Genomic DNA, 17829 nt, shown 5'->3' on the forward strand with positions numbered 1-17829 from the left:
GGAATTCGCCCACCAACGCCGCTGGATCCGGTCGTCCCGCGTGAATTGCCGCTACCTCTTCGGCCAATGACATGGCGGTCCGGCCCCTCCCCCGATGCCCGATAAAACTCGATACCCCGTTCAACTGCGCCACCCACTTTGGCATACGGCACTGACAATGCGCCGGGGACACTCGGAGCGAAAACCGGCCGCCGGTTCTTTTCCATTTCAAATACCTGGCGTGGCACGGGAAAACAAATGGGGCGAGTTGGGGTGAGCTGATGATTTCAGGCGATCGTGGGAAAGACGCTGATTGTGCAGCACCCCGAACTCCGCCATGACCCTCAGTCGTCCGCGAGCAAGCTCCGCGCTATCGCGTCGTTCTGGCGGAAGTACACGGCGTTGGTGCCGGGGCGGGGGAACTGGGCCGGGCCGGCGATGACGCGGTCCGTGTGCTCGGTGCCGTGCGCGTCGACCGGGTGGAGGCCCGTGCCGGAGAGGTGGAGCTGGCCGGTCGCGTGGCCGTCCGCGTCGCGTTCCGGGACGAGTTCGCCGCGGGTGGTGAGGGCCCGGAGCAGTGGGTCGGCGGGCTGGGCGGGGTCGGGGGCCGCCAGGCGCGCGTCGAGGAGGATCGTCGCCTCGTGGGTGGTGGCGGGGAGGGCGGGGCTGCTCGCACGGAAAACCCCCGACTCCCCCGTGGGGCCCGCCTCCGCGACCTCCACGCGCATGTCGGGGCCCACGAACGTCACCACGCCCGCCTCGGCGAGGGCCAGGACTTGTTCGGCGCGCAGGGGCGGCGGGCCCGAGCTGAGGTAGGTGCCGAGGGTGAACTTGCCCAGCGCCTCGCCTACTTGGTCGGGTGGGAGGTCGCCGGAGCGCCACAGGTCCTCGATGACCGTGCCGAGTCGGGCGAGCGCGTCGACCAGGGCGGTGGCGACGCCGCGCGCGGGTCCCGTCCGGCCGCGCAGGACCGCGGTGAGGTGGGCGCGCAGGTGGTGCTGGAGGGCGTCGGCGCCGGAGAAGGTCAGGCCGTCGAGGGGGGCGGTCAGGCTGTCCAGGTCGAGGCGGTCGGCCGGGTCGGGGACCGCCTCGCGGGCGAGTTTGGCCAGGCGGTCGGCGTCGGTGAGCAGCAGCGCGTACTGGGCGTCGAAGTCGTCCCAGGTCATACGGGTGCGGTCGGGCCGTTCGGCGAAGAGGGCGCGGTAGTGGCACCAGGCCAGTTCGGCCAGGATCAGTGGCCATACGTCGCGGGTGAAGGAGGCGCCGGGGCGGGCGAGCAGGGCGCGGCAGGCGTCGACGGTGGCGAAGCGCAAGGCCGGAGCGGCTGATGGGGCTGAAGAGGCCGGAGGGAGCGACGGCTTCGGGGGGAGTGGGACGCCTCGGCGGGAGCCCGCGTGGAGGTGGGGCTCGCGGCCGGAGGGCAGATAGCGCAGGCGGCCGTCGGGGGTGCGGTCGTAGCGGCCGCCGCGGCCCTCGGTCAGCAGTGCCAGGCAGTCGATGAAGACCAGGCCCAGGCCGCGGACGAGGACCGGTGCGCCGGGCGGTATCCGCTCCAGCGCGTCGGGGTCGGCGGGGCCGGGGCCGATGCGGGTCAGGCCCGGCGGGGCGGGTTCGGCGCGGGCCCCGGTGTGTCCTTGGGCGAGTACCACCCGGTCGGCGAGGAGCGGCGGGTGGCCGGAGTCGAGGATCACCCGCTGGCGGCGTCCGGAGGGCGAGTTCCCGTCCACATCGGTGTCCGTATCGGTCCGTCGTAGGTCGACCGCCCGTGCCCGGTGGAGGAACAGCCGGACGGACGGGGGCCGGTCGCGGGTCACCGTTTCGAAGAAGTGGCGCAGATAGCGGCCCTGGTCGCGGCGGGCGGCGTAGGCGCCGTCGTGCAGCGGGGCGTCGAGCCAGCCGGCGGTGGTCGGGCCGGGGCGCGGCGGGCCGGCGCAGAGGACGCTCTCGTCGGGGTACATGGTGACGTGCTCGGCGGCGGAGTTCATCCACAGCAGGCCGGGCTGGTCGGTGCGCCAGGTGCGGCCGGCGCCCGGTGGGTACGGGTCGACGATGTGCAGGTCCAGGGGCCGGTCGCCGTACAGGGCGGGCACGTTGGCGAGGATCCGCTCGACGATGGAGGCGCCGCGGGGGCCGCAGCCGATGACGCAGAGGGAGCGGGCGGGGGAGCGCGTCGGGGAAGGGGGTCGACCCGGGGAGCTGTTCGACCGTCGGGTGTTCAACTGGCCTCCGTCCGTATGGCTCTTGGGTCCTCCGTCCCTGGACAACAAAGGGCCCGGTGGCCCGCGCCGAGGCGCGGGACCACCGGGCGCCGGGTCAGCAGCCGGTGCTGACGGTGGAGCCGAGCGCCTGGGCCTCACGCTCGCCCGGCACCTCCAGGCCCTGAAGGTCCATGATGGTCATCGACGACACCTCCCTTCCGTTGTCCGGTCCTGATGTGTACCGTGCGTACTGGACACCGAACTCGGTGTCAGCAGCCGCCGCTGACGGTGGAGCCGAGCGCCTGAGCGTCACGCTCGCCCGGCACCTCCAGACCCTGAAGATCCATGATGGTCATTGACGACACCTCCCTCCGGTGGTGTGGCAGTGACGGTGGACAGCGGTACTGACGTACCAGGTGCCGTTGCGGGACACCTGGAGCCCCGGGCCCGTGCACAGCGGTGTACGGGCCACCGGGCGCCGCGTCAGCAGCCGGTGCTGACGGTGGAGCCGAGCGCCTGGGCCTCACGCTCGCCCGGCACCTCCAGGCCCTGCAGGTCCATGATGGTCATTTACGACACCTCCCTTCCGTCGTCCGCAGTGGCCGCCGCCCCGGACGGGGCGGTGGTGGCGCGCTCCGGGACGGCCGAGTGAACGGCCGCGGCGGACCGCGGGTCGGTGAGGAACGGGAGCAGCTCGGTGCCCCGTTCGGCGGCGGCGAGGGCCAGCAGTACGCCGGCCCCGCCGGTGGCCACGTCCATGGAGATCCGGGCCCGGCCGTCACAGGGGAAGACCGTCGCGCCGTTCAGCGTCATGGCGTGCTGGTGGAGATTGGTCAGGTGGCGGCGCAGATGCCGCTCGGCGGTGGCCGGGGGCAGCGGTACGTGCTCGCGCAGGGTGGCCAGGGCGCCGATCAGTCCGGCGCGGCCGCCCCACAGTCCCGACTCGATGGTGAAGTCGCAGGAGCAGGCCCGCAGCAGGCCCGGCAGGGCCTCGCGGAGCCGCGCGTCGTCGCGGTGGCGCAGGAGTTGGGCCGCCACCAGGGCGATGCCCGCGCTGCCGTTGTCCAGGTAGGGCAGCAGACGGAATCCCTCGTCCACGTGGAGGGTGTCCTGCGGGCCCGGCGCGCAGCGGTCCAGGTCGCGGTGGACGGCGCGGAGCGCTTCGTCCAGGAGGGCCGGGTCGCCGGTGGCCTGGTGGGCTCGGAGCAGGAACAGCGCCGGTCCCGACCAGCCGTACATCAGCCCGGCGGCGTGGGTGGAACCGCGTCGGCGCTTGCGCTCGACGGGTTCGCGGCGGGCCGCGGTGAGCCGCTCGGTGACGCGGTCGGCGAGGCCGAGGGCCTGGCGGCGCAAAGCATCGTCGTCCAGGGCGTCGGCGAAGTGCAGGAGGTTCAGGCCGACGCCGGACAGACCGCGGTAGAGGCTGGGGCAGTGGCGTACGGGGAGCCGGTCGGCGGCTCGGTCCAGGGCGCCGAGGGCCGCTTCGTCGTCGCCCAACTGCCGTAAGACGTAGGCCACTCCGTGGAGTCCGTCGTAGAAGCCGATGCGCTCGGCGGGGATCCGGTCGACGGCGGCGCGCAGCCAGGCCGCTCCCTGTTCGTCGCGCTCCCCGAGGGCGGTGTGCCGGGCCCACAGGACACCGGCCGCGCCGTGTGCGAAGCCCGCGCCGCCCTCGGCGAACTGTGCGAAGTCGCCGGGGTAGAGCCGGTCGGTGCGGTGCGGGGTGGCGCTCTCGCGCAGCCCGCGGCCGATCGAGGCCAGCACGTCGGGCGGCGGGAACGGTCCTTGGACGCTGCGGATCTTGGCGGTGGCGTTGTCGTTGGGGGCGAGCTGCGGGGCCAGCCGGGACACCAGGTGGCCGGGGAGGCCGAACCGCCGTGCCGCGGTGTCGAGCAGCGCCGACGCCTTGTCGGGGGCCAGGCCGCCGAGCGCGGCGAGCGGCAGGAACAGCCACAGTGCGATGGCGGCCAGCGCGTAGTGGTCGCCGTCCGCGCCGGTGGCGTCGGCCCGATGGAAGCCCGGGGCGCCGAGGCTGCTGGGGGTGGCCCGGTCGAGGGCGTCGGCCACCTCGAAGTCCAGGAGGACGGGGATGTCGCCGGGCTGGATGATGAAGTTGCCCGGGTGCAGATCGCCGATGCGCACGCCGCGTCCGTGCACCGAGGCGATCAGCGCCTCGATCCGGCCGAACAGGGCCAGCGCGCGGTCCCGGTGGGCGGCCACGGCCGCCTCGTCGGGCTCGGGGACGGTCAGCGGGTAGAGACCGGCCAGCCAGGACTGGAAGTCCTGTCCCTCGATGTCCTCCAGGACCAGGAACAGGTGGTCGCGGACCTGGAGGGTGCCGAAGGTGCGCGGGATGCCGGGCAGTCCGGCCAGTTTCGTCAGGATGCGGTGCTCGTGGGCGAGCCGGCTGACCGCGTCCCGGCCGACGCCGTCCGTGCCGGAGTAGGGGCGGCCCTCCTTGAGGACGACGCTGCGCTGCCCGGCGCCGAGCGCCTGGTCGCCGACCGGCTCGGCGCGGTAGACGCCGCCGCCGTGCGAGAAGTGCAGCGCCCCGGTGATCCGGTACGGGAAGTCGTCCACGGTCTGGCGGGCGGCCAGCGAGTCCTTGAGGATGTCGGGGATCGCGACCCAGTCCGGGGTGTGGAAGACGGGGGTGCGGCGGTCCGGCTCCAGCGAACCGTCCGGGCGGCGCAGGGCGGTGACCAGGTCGCCGTCGGCGTCCTCCATGTAGAAGGTGCGGAAGCCTCCGTAGCGTACGTAGAGCGGACCCTGGCGGAAGCGCAGATCGGTCAGGACGTACGGGCCGGGGCGGCCGCCGACGAGCGCGTCCAGCCCTTCGAGGGTGCGGGCCAGCTCGGCCTCGTCGGCCGGGTAGACGGTCAGCAGCTTGCCGGCGGAGGAGCGCTGGGCGTACTTGCGGCTCAGGGCGCGCAGGACGTTGGCGCTCTTGAGGTACTTGAAGGTCAGGCCGTGCCGGGTGCAGTAGGCGGCGACGTCGGCGATGGTGCGGTGGGCGTCCTCGGGGGCCGCGCTGACGTGGATCTTCCAGCCCTGGTCGGGGAGCCGGTCCTGGGGCGGGCGGCAAAAGGCCCATGCCTCGTTCTCGTCGTGCGTCCAGCCGTCGGGGAGGGGCGGGACGGGGAAGCGGGTGGCTTCCAGGTCCCAGTTGCCGGGCCAGTCGAAGAAGGTGCGGTCGGCCAGGGCAAAGCTCTCGGCGCCGTCTCTCATGCGGCACCTCGGGCGGATGCGGGGCCGTCGGCCGATGCGGACGCGGTGTGCTCGTCCAGGTAGGCGGTCAGCGCGGTGCGGCGGCCGGCCGTCGACAGATGCTCGGCCAGGATGGCGCGGGCCTGGGTCTTGTCGTCGTCGGAGACGAAGTCGTCGAGCCCGACGTTCAGTACGCGGTTGTCGTCGCTGGGCTTGAGCGAGGCGTAGTGCTCGTCGCGCAGCAGGCCCCACACGATCGCGTCGTGGTACTGGCCGTCGAGGTAGCAGTGGTCGCGCAGGATGCCCTCGACCGTGAACGGGGTCTTGGTCATCAGCCGGATGATGCCCTTGTTGTAGCCGGCGGTGGTGACCTGCACCCGGTGCGCGTCGAGCTGGTGGAAGAGGTAGTCGACGAGCAGCACCACGGCCTCCGCCCCGTAGCCGCGGCGCCACAGCTCGGGGGAGCCGATCGCGCCGCCGACGGTGAACCCGCCGATCCGGCCGGAGCGTTGGTAGCTGACGGTGCCGATGCGGTCGCCGTCCTTCGTGCGGATCACCAGGTGGTGGACCCGCCCCGAGCGGTTGGCCTGCTCGACCTCGGCGGCGCCCAGCAGTTCCCAGTCGCCGCTGAGCACGGCCGCCGGCGAACCGGGCCGCAGCCAGGAGGCGATCGCGGCCCAGTCGTCGTCGCCGGGCCATTCCAAGGTCACCAGTCGTCCCTGCACGGTGCGTCTACCTCCTCGGTGGTGTCGTGGAGCTCGGTGTCGTGGAGCTGGGTGTCATGGAGCTGGGGTGCGGTGCGGCGGGAGGCGGGTGCCTCATGCGGCGTGGCGCTTGAGTACGAGGACGGCGTTGTGGCCGCCGAATCCGAACGAGTTGCTCAGCACCACGTCGCCGTCCCAGTCGCGGGCGCCCTTGACGACCAGATCGAGGTCTTCCTCGTCGGGGTGGTCGCAGTTGCGGATCGGTGGGATCCGGCCGTCCCGCAGCGAGAGCACCGCGGCGGCGGCCTCGGCGGCACCGGACGCGCCGAGCATGTGCCCGGTCATGCTCTTGACGGCGGTGACCGGCGTACGGCGCAGGTGGTCGGAGCCGAACACCTCGCGCAGGGCGGCCGCCTCGATACGGTCGTTGAGGACGGTGCCGGTGCCGTGCGCGCTGATCTGTCCGACGTCCTCGGGGGCGCAGCCGGCGTCGGCGAGTGCGCCGCGCATCGCGCGGACGGCGCCGGCTCCGGTGGGGTCGGGGGCGGTGGCGTGGTGGGCGTCGGTGGTGGCGGCGTAGCCGGCCACCTCGGCGAGGATCGGTGCGCCGCGGCGTTCGGCGTGCCCGGCCTCTTCCAGGGCCAGGACGGTGGCGCCGACGGACATCACGAAGCCGTCGCGGTCCCGGTCGAAGGGCCGGCTGGCGCCTTCGGGGTCGTCGTTGCGGCGGGACAGGGCCCGGGCGTTGGCCGTACCGGCCAGGTCGACGGCGGTGAGCGAATCGTCCGTGCCGCCGGCCAGCGCGAGGTCGGCGCGGCCGCTGCGGATCAGGGCGGCCGCCTCGCCGATGGCCACCGCTCCGGTGGCGCAGGCCGCGGAGACCGCGTGACTGGGGCCGGCGATCCCGTACTTGATGGACAGCAGGCTCGTCGGATGGTCGATGGCGGTGAGGACCGAGTGGTACGGGGAGACCCGGCGCGGGCCGTGCTCCTTCAGTACGTCGTACTGCTGCTGGATCGCGGGGGCGGCGCCGTAGCCGGAGCCGATGACCGCGGCGAAGCGGTACGGGTCGATACCGGCCGGCGGTTCGAGGCCGGCGGCGCGCAGCGCCTGGGCCGCGGCGACGACCGCGTACTGGGTGAAGGCGTCGCTGCGCCGGGCCTCCTGCGGGGTGAGGTGGCCGGTCGTGTCGAATCCGGTGAGGTCACCGCCGATACGGACCGGGAGGCCGGAGGCGTCGAAGCGGGAAAGGGCGCGTACCCCGCTGCGGCCGGCGAGCAGAGCGGCCCAGAAGTCCGCGGTGGTGTTTCCCACGGGGGACACCACGCCGCAGCCGGTGACGACAACGCGCCGCCGATCCGTGCGTAACTCCATGAAACCCGCCTCCTGATTTTCAGCCCCGTTGTTGCGCCCGGGGCGTCCTCATGACCAGAAACATGACAGGGGAGTCATTGGGTTGTCAACAGGTCGCCCGACAGAGAGTCAGGTGAGCGCTCTCAACGAAGGCGTGACACCAGGAGTCAGTAGGCCCCGCACCAGCGAAAACGCTCTCAGGAGCGTGACTTGTTGAGTCATGAAAATTGACTACGCGGGGCGCGCGGAGCGCGTGCCGGGGGGTGCGACTGGCCGCCCAAGTGCCGCCCCAAGTGCCGCCCGGGTGGCCGCTGATGGGCGCCGGCGGCGGCCGGTGGCGGCCGGCATCCAGGCCCCGCGCCGAGCCTCGCCAGGCCCCATCGGGCGCCACCCGCCCCCAGCGACCCTCGTGGCCCCCAGCAGGACCTGGTGTACATAGAAAGTGACAGACGGCGGGGTGGAAAGTGCCTACCTGCGGATGATCCGAATGCCCGGGCCGACCGGGACGCTGGTCCCGACAACCGTGCCCCGCCCGCTTGCGCGGGGCTCCGCCTCAAGGGACGAGGGAACCGATGAAGGGTATTGCGGTAGGTATTCTCCTGGCGATCGTCGGCCTGATCATGTGGCTGACCACAAAGGAAGTGGAGACGCCGTACGTCTCGCTTTCCAAGGTCGGGCTGGTGCTGGCGATCGTCGGTGGCGCGGAAGCTCTGTTCGCGCTACTGGGGCTGGGAAAGAAGGCCAATAAGTAATTGCGCATTGCGCGCAATAACGGCATCCGCGCCGCCTGGGCACGTTGGGCCGGGCGGGCGTCAGCCCCGTTTTTCGAGGAGGTCCGCCAGCCGTTCCCGGGCTCGCTCGGCGTGCCGGTACGCCTGGGCCCGGCGGAACAGCTCCGCGGAATACCGGAAGTGCCCGGCCGCCCTTTCCCGGTCCCCCGCCCGCTCACACGCCGCCGCGATCTCCAGGAGCGCGGCGGCCTTCTCATGGCTGCGGCCGGTGTCGGGCAGCGCGGCCACCTCCTCGCCCAGCTCCACCAGTCGGCCCCGGTCGCCGGCCGCCGCCGCGCACACCGCCTCCGCGGTCCTCAGCCACAGCGGGAAGTCCGGCTCCTGCGCCACCGAGGCGACGACCAGGCCGCGTTCGACGAGGCCGCGGGCCGCCGCCGCCTCACCGCGGTCCAGGAGCAGCAGGGCGTAATGCCCGTTGATCTTCTCCCAGAGCGGGAAGCCGGCGGCCGGGGTGACCCGGCGGGCGCACTCCCCCAGCAGCGCCGCGGCGCGCTCCACCTCGCCCCGGTCGCGCAGGTCGAGCGCCCGGTGCAGATCGATGACGGCCCGCGGCCCCGGGAACACGCCGTCCGCCGGCGGCCGGCCGTGGTCGGTGTCGGGCGCCCAGTCGGGGCAGCCGCTCCAATAGGCGCAGCGGGTGAGCACATCGAGGACGAGCAGCGAGTGGAATCCGGTACCGGGGTGCCGGTCGGCGCATTCGAGCGAGCCGGTGAGCGCATAGCGCAGCCCGTCCTGGACCCGGCCGGCCGACTCCAGCAGGTCCGCGAGCGCGATCAGGGCCCGCAGCCGGGCCTCGGCGTACGGCGCGGGGGCGAGCGCGTCCAGCATCCGCAGCAGGACCTCGGCGCCCTCGTCGGCGCGGCCGAGGGTGCCCAGTATTTCGGCAATGGCCAGCTGCGCCTCGGTGAATACGTCGTCCTGCCGGCCGGCCGGATCGCTCTCGGCCAGTTCGCGGAATTCCGACAGCGCACCCTCGGCGTCGCCGCCCTCCCATTGCCGGCGGGCCGCCACCAATCGTCCGACCAGGTCGAGCCTGCGCACCCGGCCGGGGCTTTCCACCGGCGCGCCGGGCGCGGATATTTCGTCGACGCCGACCCCGAGGCGGGCCGCCAGGATCTTGAGTGCCCGGCCGCTGGGAATGCGCTTACCGCGTTCGACGAGCGAGATGTAGCTGGACGACATTTCGGACCCGGCAAGGTCGTGCTGCGTCATTCCCGCGCTGACCCGAAGCTCTTTGATTCGCCGCCCGGTGTCCGCCAGCTCAGGCATTCGACAAACCCTCCGGATTTCAAACGGTGGATGACTCCTGCCGGCTGCACCAAATCGGCGAGTCACAATGAGTGCTGGGCACTTTACCAACCAGTCAAGAAGAAGTCGACCGATGTTTTGATTCCTTCACCGGTCTTCACCCGGCCTACGGGAGATCATTTCGCCGAGTAGACCCGGGACCGAAAAACCGGCCGTCCAGTACACCGAACTGTGTGCGCCGGATCCCGGTGTCAACCTTTCGATGTACTACCCCACGCCGATGTCCGGCCCCGCCCTGACGTGGTCGGATGAAGTCCTCACCACCCCTTCACCGCCGGACCCTGCGGAGGCACCATCCATGACGCAGCCCCAACGCCCTGATCTGCACAAGGATCCGGCCTCCCCGCCCGCCGCCGGCACCTCGTCGCGTTCGGTACTTGCCTCGGACGCCGAGCGCGAGGACATGGTCGAACGGCTCAGGGAGGCCACGGCCGAGGGCCGGTTAACCCTGGAGGAACTGGCCGAGCGGTCCGAGGCGGCGTATCTGGCCCGCACCCGCGAGGAGTTGCTGTCCATCGGCGAGGACCTGCCGCATGTGACGCCCCCGGAGTCGGCCGGCTCCGCGACCGGACAGCGCAGCTTCCGCGCTCTGTTCGGCGACGTCGTCCACCACAGCCCCGCCCTGGAGCACGGCATCGAGGCCACCGCGGTCTTCGGTGACGTCACCCTCGACCTGTGCGCCTCCCCGGCGCCGCCGACCGGCGAACTGACCATCATGGCCCGTGCGTTGATCGGCGATGTGCATCTGCTCCTCCCCGAGGGCGTCCGGGTCGAGATGAACTGCGGCAACGTCTTCGGCGATGTGCGTGATCTGACCCGGGCGCACTCCGGCCCGGAGGCCGTCACTCCGCGCGTGCGCATCACCGGCTCCGCCGTCCTCGGCGACATCATCGTCGCCCACCCCAGCTCCGACCGGCGCACGTACTGGCAGAAGTGGCTCGACGAGCGCCGCGGCCGCGCGGCCTGACCGGAGGGGACGACGTGACCGCGTATCGGGCCTTGCCCCGCACCGGCCCACCCGTGGCCCTCGCCGACGAGGGCCGGATCGGCCTGCGGGCCATGGCCCGGCACACCGGCGCGCTGGTCCGCCGCAACCTCCTGCAGATCCGGCAGAACCCGGGGTCGATGACCGACGCCCTGCTGATGCCGATCGTGCTGACGGTGCTGTTCGTCTTCGTCTTCGGCAGCTCGATCGGCGGCTCCCGCGCGCAGTACACCGCCTTTCTGATGCCGGGGCTGATGGTCCTCCTCGGGATGACCACCGCGATGGCCGTCGGCCTCGGCGTCAACGACGACTTCCGTACGGGCGTGATGGACCGGTTCCGTTCGATGCCCATCGCCCGCTCCTCGGTGCTGCTGGCCAAGGTGGTGGTGGAGACCGGCCGGATGCTGGTCGCCATCGCGGTCCTGCTGGCCGTCACCGCGGCGCTCGGCTTCGACTTCGGCGGCCGCTGGCCGGGCGTACTGGCCGCGATCGGCCTGACCACCGTCTTCGGCACCTCGCTGATCTGGACCTTCATGCTGCTGGGCCTGACACTGCGCACCGCACAGGCGATCCAGGGCCTGTCGGTGCTGGTGCTGACGCCGCTGCAGTTCGGTTCCTCGATCTTCGTCTCGCCGGCCACCATGCCGGACTGGCTGCAGACGTTCACCCGTATCAACCCCCTGACCCATATGGCCGACGCGGCCCGCGGACTCGCCCTGGGCGAGGGCCCGGTGGCCGGCCCGGTGACCTGGACGCTGGTGTGGTCGCTGGGCCTCACGGCGGTCACCGCGCCGCTGGCCGTCGCCAAGTTCCGCACCAAGACCTGACACCGATCCGTACGGAACGGAGTGCATCCCCGTGCACGCCCCAGGCGTGGCACCCGCCGTACGAAGAAGCCGTGACCCGGCCCCCTCCCGGCCACCCCCGGGCCAGAGGGAGCCGGGTCACGCGAACTTCCGCCGGGTACCGGGGAATACCGCCCCTGCCCCCACACGTTGTGGCCCCGCAGGGGGCCCTCGCGTCCCCTACGGGTTCTGTTCCCCTTCGCCCTAGGGCACCCCGGCCCCCGCCCCTCAGCCGACCCCAGCCCCGGCCCCCGGCCCCTGAGGGAACCCCCTAGGGTTCCCCGCCCTCCCGCTCCGGGAAGTCGCCCGCCGAACCGGTCATCCCCGGTGGGGTGTCGGTCAGCGCGACCGCCACCTCGACCACCGCGGTGGTCCCCGCGGCGACCCGGCGCCAGGCGTCCGCCAGCGCGGCGGGCAGTTCGTCGGCGGTCGTCACCCGGCGGTGGCCCAGGCCGTACGCGCCGGCCAGGCCCTCGGTGCCGGTGGGGCGGGACGTGGTGAAGGCGAAGCGCGAGGTGGGGCCGGAGACGCGGTCGAGGTTGGACTGGAGCCAGCCGTAGCCGCCGTTGTCGAGGACGACGTAGAGCACGGCGGCGCCCGCGTCGGCGACGGTGGGCAGTTCGCCGCGGAACAGGTTGAACGCGCCGTCGCCGACCACCGCGACCACCGGCCGCCCGGCCGGCTCGGCCAACCGTACGCCGACGGCGGCGGCCGCGCCGAAGCCCAGCGGCGTCTGCTCGCTGGGCACAACGGAGCCGCCGCCGGCGCCGAGCGCGTAGTGCGGGAAGAAGTACGACCACATGTCCTGCAGGCCGTTCTCCTGGACCAGGACCCGGTCGGCGGGGACGGCGCGGTCGAGGGCCGCGAGCACCTGGGCGACGGGCACGGCGCCCTCGGGCGCCGCCTTCGCGGCCTCCTCGGCCCGGTCGGCGGCGCGCCGCGCCAGCGCGGCCCTCGCGGTGCGGACCCGCTCCGGCCAGTCGCCACCGGGCCGGTGGCCGGCCAGCGACTCCGTCCAGCCGTCCACGATCCGTCCGGCGTCCCCGAGGACATACGCCCCGGGCCGCTCCATGACCAGACTCTCCTCACCCAACACGGCCTGGATGACCGGGAGTTGGGACGCATCGTCGGGCCAGCCGAAGGTGGCGGTCTCCTCCAGGCGGCTGCCCAGCGCGATGACCAGGCCGGCCTCGCGCCACAGGGCGTCCATCGGCGCGACGGTGTACAGGCCGCTGACGCCGCAGTAGAGGGGGTGGTCCTCGGCGACGGTGCCGCGGCCGGAGGCGGTGGTGAAGATGCCCGCGCCGAGCCGCTCGGCGAGCCGCTCGATGCGGCGGCCGGTGTTGCGGTGCCGGGCGCCGCCGCCGACCAGCAGCAGCGGCCGTTCGGCGGCGGCGATCCGCTCCGCGGTGGCGGCCAGCGCGGCCGGATCGGGGGCCGGCCGCTGCGGCGCGACCGGGCGCCAGGGCCCGCTGCGGGTGACCGGTTCCGCCGCGATCTGCTCGGCGAGCTCCAGGTAGACGGGGCCCGGGGTGCCGTTGACGGCGAGGGCGGCGGCCTTCTCCAGGGCGGCCGGCAGCCGGTCGGCGTGGTCGACGCGGGTCGCCCACTTCACGTACGGGCGGATCGCGGTGAGCTGGTCCAGCTCCTGGAAGGCGCCGGTGCCCAGCCGGTCGAGCCGGGTGCCGTCGGCGATCAGGATCAGCGGTGCGGCGGCCGAGCGCGCCTCCAGCACGCCGGTGAGCGCGTTGGTCAGCGCCGGGCCCTTGCCGATCACACAGACCCCGGGGCGGCCCGCGGCGAGCGCGTAACCGGTCGCCATGAACACGGCGTTGCGCTGGTCGCGGCAGAGCACCACGGCGGTGTCGGACCGCTCCAGCTCGCCGAGCAGCGCCATATCGTCGCCGGGCAGCCCGAAGACCGCCGTGGTGCCGAGGTGGCGGAGGTGATCGGCGATCGCGGCCCAGGCGGTGGGGTGGGTGGTCACTGCGGTCATCGGCCGCCTCCCGGGCGGTGGGCGGCGACGGCCTTGGAGAGCAGGACGGGCTCGGCGCGTAATTCCCGGCCGTCGGAGATGTAGTTGGCCATCCGGCCGTAGCCGCCGAAGGGGGCGTTGCCGTCGTCGATGGACATCAGGGTGGTGTCGAGGGTGACGGTGGTGCGCCGGCGCAGCGCCTCGACCAGGCGGGGGGCGTGGCCGTAGACGCTGGAGCCCAGGGCGCGTTCGGTGAACATGCCGGTGGTGAGGGTGGCGGCGAGGGCGTCCTCGTCGCGGTAGCCGGCGACGTTGAAGATCGGGGCGAAGAACTCCGGTACGTGGGTGCGCGGGGTGACCTCCGTGCCGACGACGACGGTGGGGTCGAGGCGGCGGGCGCGGAAGTCGACGTGTCCGCCGTGCACGATCTCGCCGCGGTTGCCGGCGAGGAACTGCGCGCCGTCCGCCAGCGCGCTGTCGTAGAAGATCGGCCCGAAGTCGGCGTCCGGGTCGGTGTACGGGCCGTAGCGCAGGCCCTTGAGTTCGCTGACCAGGGTGTCGACGAACGGGTCGAGCAGCGACTCGTGGACGCTGAAGAGGTCGGGGCCCAGGCAGTCCTGGCCGGTGTTGAGGACCCGGATGGCGATCGCGTCGCGGGCCGCCCGCTCGGGGTCGGCCCCGGGGGCGACCACGAACGGGTTGACGCCGGAGCCGAGGAAGACGAACAGCTGGCCAGGGGTGAGCCGGGCGCGGATCTGCTCGGCGTTGGCGTAGGCGCCGGTGAAGACCACGACGTCGGCGGGGAGTACGTGGTCGTGCAGGAACTCGCGCTGGCTGGCGCCGGTGAGGGTGATCGGCAGGCCGTGCTGTTCGGCGAGCAGGGTGTGCAGCCGGCGCATCTGGTCCTTGACCCGGCTGGAGGGGCGGAAGACCAGGTGGTCGGTGTAGAGGGCGGGTACCAGGAGGTAGAGGGCGTAGGAGTAGAGGATGACGTTCGACGGCATGAAGGCGGCCAGGCGGGGGACCCGGCCGGGCCGGTGGGCGGCCACCTCGTCCAGGGCCCCGTCGAGGGTGGCGACGGTCGACTCGATCTCGTAGCGCGCGGCGCGGTGGGTGGAGATCTCGCACAGCAGGTCGTGCACGGTGCCGGCGTCGTTCACCAGGAAGTCCCGGACCCGGTGCACGGCCGCCGCACGTCGGCGCTCGATGCTGCCCTCCGGCTCGGCGGCCACGGTCGGCCATGCGGGAGCGGAGCTCATATGTCCCTCCTCGGGGCGTAGTCCATGGAGGGCCAGCGTCAGCCAATTGTCATTTATTGTCAAGCAAAGTCAATGCGCTCGACCAGCCCATGTGACAACTGGCGCCACCCCTGGCTGCCGCGCGGCGCCCACCACTCCCCCGATCTTCCTGCACGGGAACCTCGAACTGGCCTCTCATCTGTCGCAACACCCGCACCGAGGCAAGGGGAATGACGACCTCCGAACATGACAAAAAGTGACTCCTCGGCCGGGGGAAGGTCGCCCTCGCACACCCCCGCGCAGGCGCCCGATGAGTAGACTCCCCGTCATCTGGCTCCCATCCGTACGGGGCCGTCCGCAGACCGTCACTGTCCGTCCCCCCAACTCAACTGCGAGCGATTTTCTTGGTGATTGAGCAGCCTGCTTTCGGGAAGCGAGTGCGGGAGGTCCGGCGCGCTCAGGGTCTGTCCCAGGGAGACCTCGCCGGGGACGATCTCTCCCCCAGCTATGTCTCGCTGGTCGAGAACGGCCGCAGAATCCCGAGTGCCAAGATCGCCCGGTCCATCGCCGAACGGCTCGGCACTTCGGTCGAGGCGCTCAGCGCCGCCGAGGACGTCGGGGACCGGCTCGCCCAGCGCCTGGGCCTGGTGGGCCAGTTGGTGGCCGCCCGCGCCAGCGCGCTGGCCGGCGACTGGCCCGCGGCGCGGCGCCAGCTGGAGTCGGTGGTGGAGCAGGCCGGGGCCGAGCAGGACGAGGTGCGCTGGGAGGCGCACTGGGAGCTGGCCACGGTCCTGGGCCGGCTCGACGAAACGGAGCGCCACGAGGCCGCCCTGCGCCGGCTGCTCGACGACCCGCTCACCCGCTCCGCCCCCGTGCTGCACGCCCGGGTCGCGGTCGAGCTCTCCCAACTGCTGCGCTGCGCGGGCCGCCTCTCGGACGGCGTGCGCTTCGCGGAGGAGGCGGTGCGGGTCACCGGCGAGCTGGAGTCCGGCCGTCCGGAGCGGGCGCAGGCCAAGGTGGCGCTGCTGTCCGCTTCCGTCGACAGCGGGGAGTGGAACCGCGCCGAGCAGCTCGGGGCGGAACTGGGCGAGGAGATCGCACCGCTGCCGGCCGGCGAGCTGCGGGCGAGCGCCCTGTGGGCGGTGGCCGGTGCGCGGTATCTGGGCGGGCACGCGGACCGTGCGCTGGAGCTGCTCGCCGAGGCGGAGCAGCAGCTGGCCGCGACGGACGGCGTACGGCTCCGGCTGCGGCTGGCCCGGGCCCGTACGCTGCTGGCGCTCGCGGCGGGGCCGGACGACGAGGCGGACGCCCTGATGGCGCGCGCCCGGCAGGCCGCGGCGCTGGTCGACACCCCGTCCGGCGGGACCTGGTTGGCCCTACTGGAGACGGCCGCGGCGCTGCGCCACGGCGACGCCCTGGCGGCCGCCGGGCACGCCGCCTCGATCGACCTCGGCGCCGGTGAACTCCCGCCCCTGGACCGCGCCCGCTGCCTGCTCCATCTGGCGCGCGCCCATCGCGCGGACCGCTCCGAGGAGGCCGCGAAGGACGACTTCAAGCAGGCCGCCGAGGGGTACGAGCAGGCCGGCGCCTTCCGGCTGGCGCTGGAGAGCTGGCGCGAGCTGAGCGCCGGCGGCCGCACGGGCGAGGGGCCGGATCCGCATGCGGTGCTGATGCCGTAGGGCGTGTCCCGGCGGGAGCCGGGCAGTCGGCGTACGGCGTCAGGTCTTCGGCCGCGCCTCGGGGCTGTCGGGCTGCCACATGCGCACGCCGGGTGCGGGAGCGGTGGTGGCCGCGCAGGCCACCGTCTGCGGTCCGCCGGGCAGATCGTGGACGTAGGCGACGCCGCCGGGGTGGGCGCGGGACGCCGGGATCACGACCTTGCCGTCCCGCGCCTCGCTCAGCGCGTCGATCTCGTCGACGGTGGCCAGCCCGCCCGGACCGGTCAGCCGCAGGGCCGCTTCCTTGCGGGTCCACAGCTGGGCCAGCCGGTGCGCCCGCCGGTCGGCGGGCACCTCCTGGATGTGCCGGCGCTCCGACGCGGTGAAGGGGAGCAGCAGTTCGCGGACGGGGCCGGGCGGAACGGTGTGCACGGACAGGGCCACCGGGAGGTCCCGCATCAGGGCGAGGAGTTGCCGTCCGGGGTCGGCCGTGACGCCGAGGCAAAGGCGGGCGCCCGGGGGCCAGCCGGTGCCGGCGGGGGGTTCGGCGAACGCCGGCCGGCCGAAGCCGTCCCGGATCACCGGAATATCGCGCGGGGAACAATGCAGTATTCGCCCGAGAAAGGCCGCCAAGCAGTCGTTCTCTCGAATATCGCCGGTCGCGGGCGAGAAGATATGTAAACCGCCGTCGGCTAATTCGGGGGAGCGGGCGGGGTCCCAACTTCCGTACCAGTGAGGTGAGTTGTCCGTACCGTGCGGGCCGTCGGCGCGACCGCTTGGGCCGCTTGCGCGGCCGCCGTCGCGGCCGGTCTCATGGTTGAGTGAATGCACGCCATGGAAAGACTGGTCCCCCCGCATAGATCCCCTCGCACCATGTCTCCTTTCCGCGGACCGTCGTATCCGGGAAAGCAGTGCAGTGAGTCGATTTGGTTTTCCCTCCGGAGATCCTCAAGGTAACCCTGGTCTATGCCTGCGTCAACAAGCGACGACCGGAAATCAACTTCGGTTTACCGGCGGGCATTACCAGATTTCGCCGTGCTGGGCCTTCGCCGGGGCGCCGCGTTCTCCGGGTCCGCGACGGCGGGAGCGCCGGGTGAACTGCGGCCTTTCCAGGGGGTGATCGGTGGCTCGCCGCCGTTGCACCAGGGGCGAACGGGGTAACTGACTTTTATTCATGCGCCATGGGCAAAGGCGCTCCTGCCGGACGGACGGTCCGGCAGGAGCGCGCCGATCGGGTGTCGGACGGCGTACGCGGCGCCGCCGGGATCAGGACGCCAGCTGCTTCTCGACTCGTAGCACTATGTCCAAAACTCTACGCATGTCCTTCATCTCCTCTTCGGGCAGAGCGATCCCGAATCGCTCCTCGGCGACGACGATGACCTCCGCCATCGCCAGGGAGTCCACGTCCAACTCCTCGACCAGGGACTTCTCCTCGGTCACCTCGGCCGGCAGGACACCGGCCACCTCGTGCAGGATCTCGGCGAGTTGGGCAACGATGTCTTCGCGGGTCGGGATGGTCACGGCGGTCACCTCTCTGCGGAATGGGGGAGTGCGTCACCGGTCGGCCGCGGGGCCCGGGGGCCGTACG

At 72.7% G+C, this 17829-nt stretch carries 16 protein-coding genes; 4 read left to right on the forward strand and 12 right to left on the reverse strand.

Going from position 1 to position 17829, the window contains the following annotated elements; translation table 11 throughout:
- Positions 1 to 323 precede the first annotated feature (323 nt).
- The 7 genes from ACZ4NB_RS02335 to ACZ4NB_RS02365 form a co-directional block, all read right to left on the reverse strand.
- The gene (locus ACZ4NB_RS02335; RefSeq protein WP_467657763.1) at positions 324 to 2198 is read right to left on the reverse strand and encodes an FAD/NAD(P)-binding protein; all 1875 of its coding nucleotides are present in this window, start codon (positions 2196 to 2198) and stop codon (positions 324 to 326) included.
- Between the two features lie 94 nt (positions 2199 to 2292).
- Positions 2293 to 2379 (reverse strand): class III lanthipeptide, encoded by an 87-nt coding sequence (locus ACZ4NB_RS02340; protein WP_199812551.1) that lies wholly within the window; start codon positions 2377 to 2379, stop codon positions 2293 to 2295.
- Between the two features lie 67 nt (positions 2380 to 2446).
- Positions 2447 to 2542 (reverse strand): class III lanthipeptide, encoded by a 96-nt coding sequence (locus ACZ4NB_RS02345; protein ID WP_393485503.1) that lies wholly within the window; start codon positions 2540 to 2542, stop codon positions 2447 to 2449.
- A 118-nt stretch (positions 2543 to 2660) separates the two neighbouring features.
- The gene (locus ACZ4NB_RS02350; protein WP_199812551.1) at positions 2661 to 2747 is read right to left on the reverse strand and encodes a class III lanthipeptide; all 87 of its coding nucleotides are present in this window, start codon (positions 2745 to 2747) and stop codon (positions 2661 to 2663) included.
- A complete protein-coding gene (lanKC, locus tag ACZ4NB_RS02355) occupies positions 2748 to 5405 on the reverse strand; it encodes a class III lanthionine synthetase LanKC (RefSeq protein ID WP_467657764.1) in 2658 nt (885 codons plus the stop codon). It abuts the gene before it with no gap.
- On the reverse strand, positions 5402 to 6109 hold the full coding sequence (locus ACZ4NB_RS02360) for a GNAT family N-acetyltransferase (protein WP_467657765.1): 708 nt from the start codon (positions 6107 to 6109) through the stop codon (positions 5402 to 5404). Before ACZ4NB_RS02360 ends, lanKC begins: the two co-directional genes overlap by 4 nt.
- Positions 6110 to 6202: 93 nt before the next feature.
- Positions 6203 to 7462, reverse strand: a complete 1260-nt coding sequence (locus ACZ4NB_RS02365) for a beta-ketoacyl-[acyl-carrier-protein] synthase family protein (RefSeq protein WP_467657767.1) — start codon at positions 7460 to 7462, stop codon at positions 6203 to 6205.
- Between the two features lie 551 nt (positions 7463 to 8013).
- Here ACZ4NB_RS02365 and ACZ4NB_RS02370 point away from each other — a divergent pair.
- Positions 8014 to 8193 carry a DUF5708 family protein gene (locus ACZ4NB_RS02370; protein ID WP_393485512.1) on the forward strand — a complete coding sequence of 60 codons (180 nt, stop codon included), beginning with the start codon at positions 8014 to 8016 and terminating at the stop codon, positions 8191 to 8193.
- 60 nt (positions 8194 to 8253) lie between these two features.
- On the opposite strand, the gene ACZ4NB_RS02375 is transcribed toward ACZ4NB_RS02370, so the two are convergent.
- Positions 8254 to 9501 carry a helix-turn-helix domain-containing protein gene (locus tag ACZ4NB_RS02375; RefSeq protein ID WP_467657768.1) on the reverse strand — a complete coding sequence of 416 codons (1248 nt, stop codon included), beginning with the start codon at positions 9499 to 9501 and terminating at the stop codon, positions 8254 to 8256.
- A gap of 337 nt (positions 9502 to 9838) precedes the next feature.
- On the opposite strand from ACZ4NB_RS02375, the gene ACZ4NB_RS02380 reads away from it, so the two are divergent.
- Both ACZ4NB_RS02380 and ACZ4NB_RS02385 read left to right on the forward strand, forming a co-directional pair.
- Entirely contained in the window at positions 9839 to 10507 is a 669-nt protein-coding gene (locus ACZ4NB_RS02380) for a DUF1707 SHOCT-like domain-containing protein (protein WP_467657769.1), read from the forward strand.
- 92 nt (positions 10508 to 10599) lie between these two features.
- The gene (locus ACZ4NB_RS02385; protein ID WP_467658207.1) at positions 10600 to 11352 is read left to right on the forward strand and encodes an ABC transporter permease; all 753 of its coding nucleotides are present in this window, start codon (positions 10600 to 10602) and stop codon (positions 11350 to 11352) included.
- Between the two features lie 289 nt (positions 11353 to 11641).
- On the opposite strand, the gene ACZ4NB_RS02390 is transcribed toward ACZ4NB_RS02385, so the two are convergent.
- Together ACZ4NB_RS02390 and ACZ4NB_RS02395 are read right to left on the reverse strand one after the other, a co-directional pair.
- Positions 11642 to 13366, reverse strand: a complete 1725-nt coding sequence (locus ACZ4NB_RS02390; protein ID WP_467657771.1) for a thiamine pyrophosphate-binding protein — start codon at positions 13364 to 13366, stop codon at positions 11642 to 11644.
- On the reverse strand, positions 13363 to 14604 hold the full coding sequence (locus tag ACZ4NB_RS02395; protein ID WP_467657772.1) for an aldehyde dehydrogenase family protein: 1242 nt from the start codon (positions 14602 to 14604) through the stop codon (positions 13363 to 13365). Before ACZ4NB_RS02395 ends, ACZ4NB_RS02390 begins: the two co-directional genes overlap by 4 nt.
- A 386-nt stretch (positions 14605 to 14990) precedes the next feature.
- Here ACZ4NB_RS02395 and ACZ4NB_RS02400 point away from each other — a divergent pair, with 386 nt between their 5' ends.
- Complete coding sequence (locus ACZ4NB_RS02400) at positions 14991 to 16262, forward strand: helix-turn-helix domain-containing protein (RefSeq protein WP_467657773.1); 1272 nt, start codon at positions 14991 to 14993, stop codon at positions 16260 to 16262.
- 39 nt (positions 16263 to 16301) lie between these two features.
- Here ACZ4NB_RS02400 and ACZ4NB_RS02405 read toward each other — a convergent pair whose 3' ends face one another.
- Together ACZ4NB_RS02405 and ACZ4NB_RS02410 are read right to left on the reverse strand one after the other, a co-directional pair.
- Positions 16302 to 16823 (reverse strand): 4'-phosphopantetheinyl transferase superfamily protein, encoded by a 522-nt coding sequence (locus tag ACZ4NB_RS02405; protein ID WP_467657774.1) that lies wholly within the window; start codon positions 16821 to 16823, stop codon positions 16302 to 16304.
- Positions 16824 to 17507: 684 nt separating this feature from the next.
- A complete protein-coding gene (locus tag ACZ4NB_RS02410; protein WP_467657776.1) occupies positions 17508 to 17762 on the reverse strand; it encodes an acyl carrier protein in 255 nt (84 codons plus the stop codon).
- Positions 17763 to 17829: the final 67 nt, after the last annotated feature.

The sequence above is a fragment of the Streptomyces sp. NPDC026575 genome (genome assembly GCF_055567415.1).

Excerpts from the sequence above, each read along its gene's own strand:
- ACZ4NB_RS02340 (WP_199812551.1), bottom strand. The coding sequence starts at position 2,379 with ATGACCATCATGGACCTTCAGGGCCTGGAGGTGCCGGGCGAGCGTGAG.
- ACZ4NB_RS02350 (WP_199812551.1), bottom strand. The coding sequence starts at position 2,747 with ATGACCATCATGGACCTGCAGGGCCTGGAGGTGCCGGGCGAGCGTGAG.
- lanKC (WP_467657764.1), bottom strand. The coding sequence starts at position 5,405 with ATGAGAGACGGCGCCGAGAGCTTTGCCCTGGCCGACCGCACCTTCTTC.
- ACZ4NB_RS02365 (WP_467657767.1), bottom strand. The coding sequence starts at position 7,462 with ATGGAGTTACGCACGGATCGGCGGCGCGTTGTCGTCACCGGCTGCGGC.
- ACZ4NB_RS02370 (WP_393485512.1), top strand. The coding sequence starts at position 8,014 with ATGAAGGGTATTGCGGTAGGTATTCTCCTGGCGATCGTCGGCCTGATC.
- ACZ4NB_RS02375 (WP_467657768.1), bottom strand. The coding sequence starts at position 9,501 with ATGCCTGAGCTGGCGGACACCGGGCGGCGAATCAAAGAGCTTCGGGTC.
- ACZ4NB_RS02380 (WP_467657769.1), top strand. The coding sequence starts at position 9,839 with ATGACGCAGCCCCAACGCCCTGATCTGCACAAGGATCCGGCCTCCCCG.
- ACZ4NB_RS02385 (WP_467658207.1), top strand. The coding sequence starts at position 10,600 with ATGGCCCGGCACACCGGCGCGCTGGTCCGCCGCAACCTCCTGCAGATC.
- ACZ4NB_RS02390 (WP_467657771.1), bottom strand. The coding sequence starts at position 13,366 with ATGACCGCAGTGACCACCCACCCCACCGCCTGGGCCGCGATCGCCGAT.
- ACZ4NB_RS02395 (WP_467657772.1), bottom strand. The coding sequence starts at position 14,604 with ATGAGCTCCGCTCCCGCATGGCCGACCGTGGCCGCCGAGCCGGAGGGC.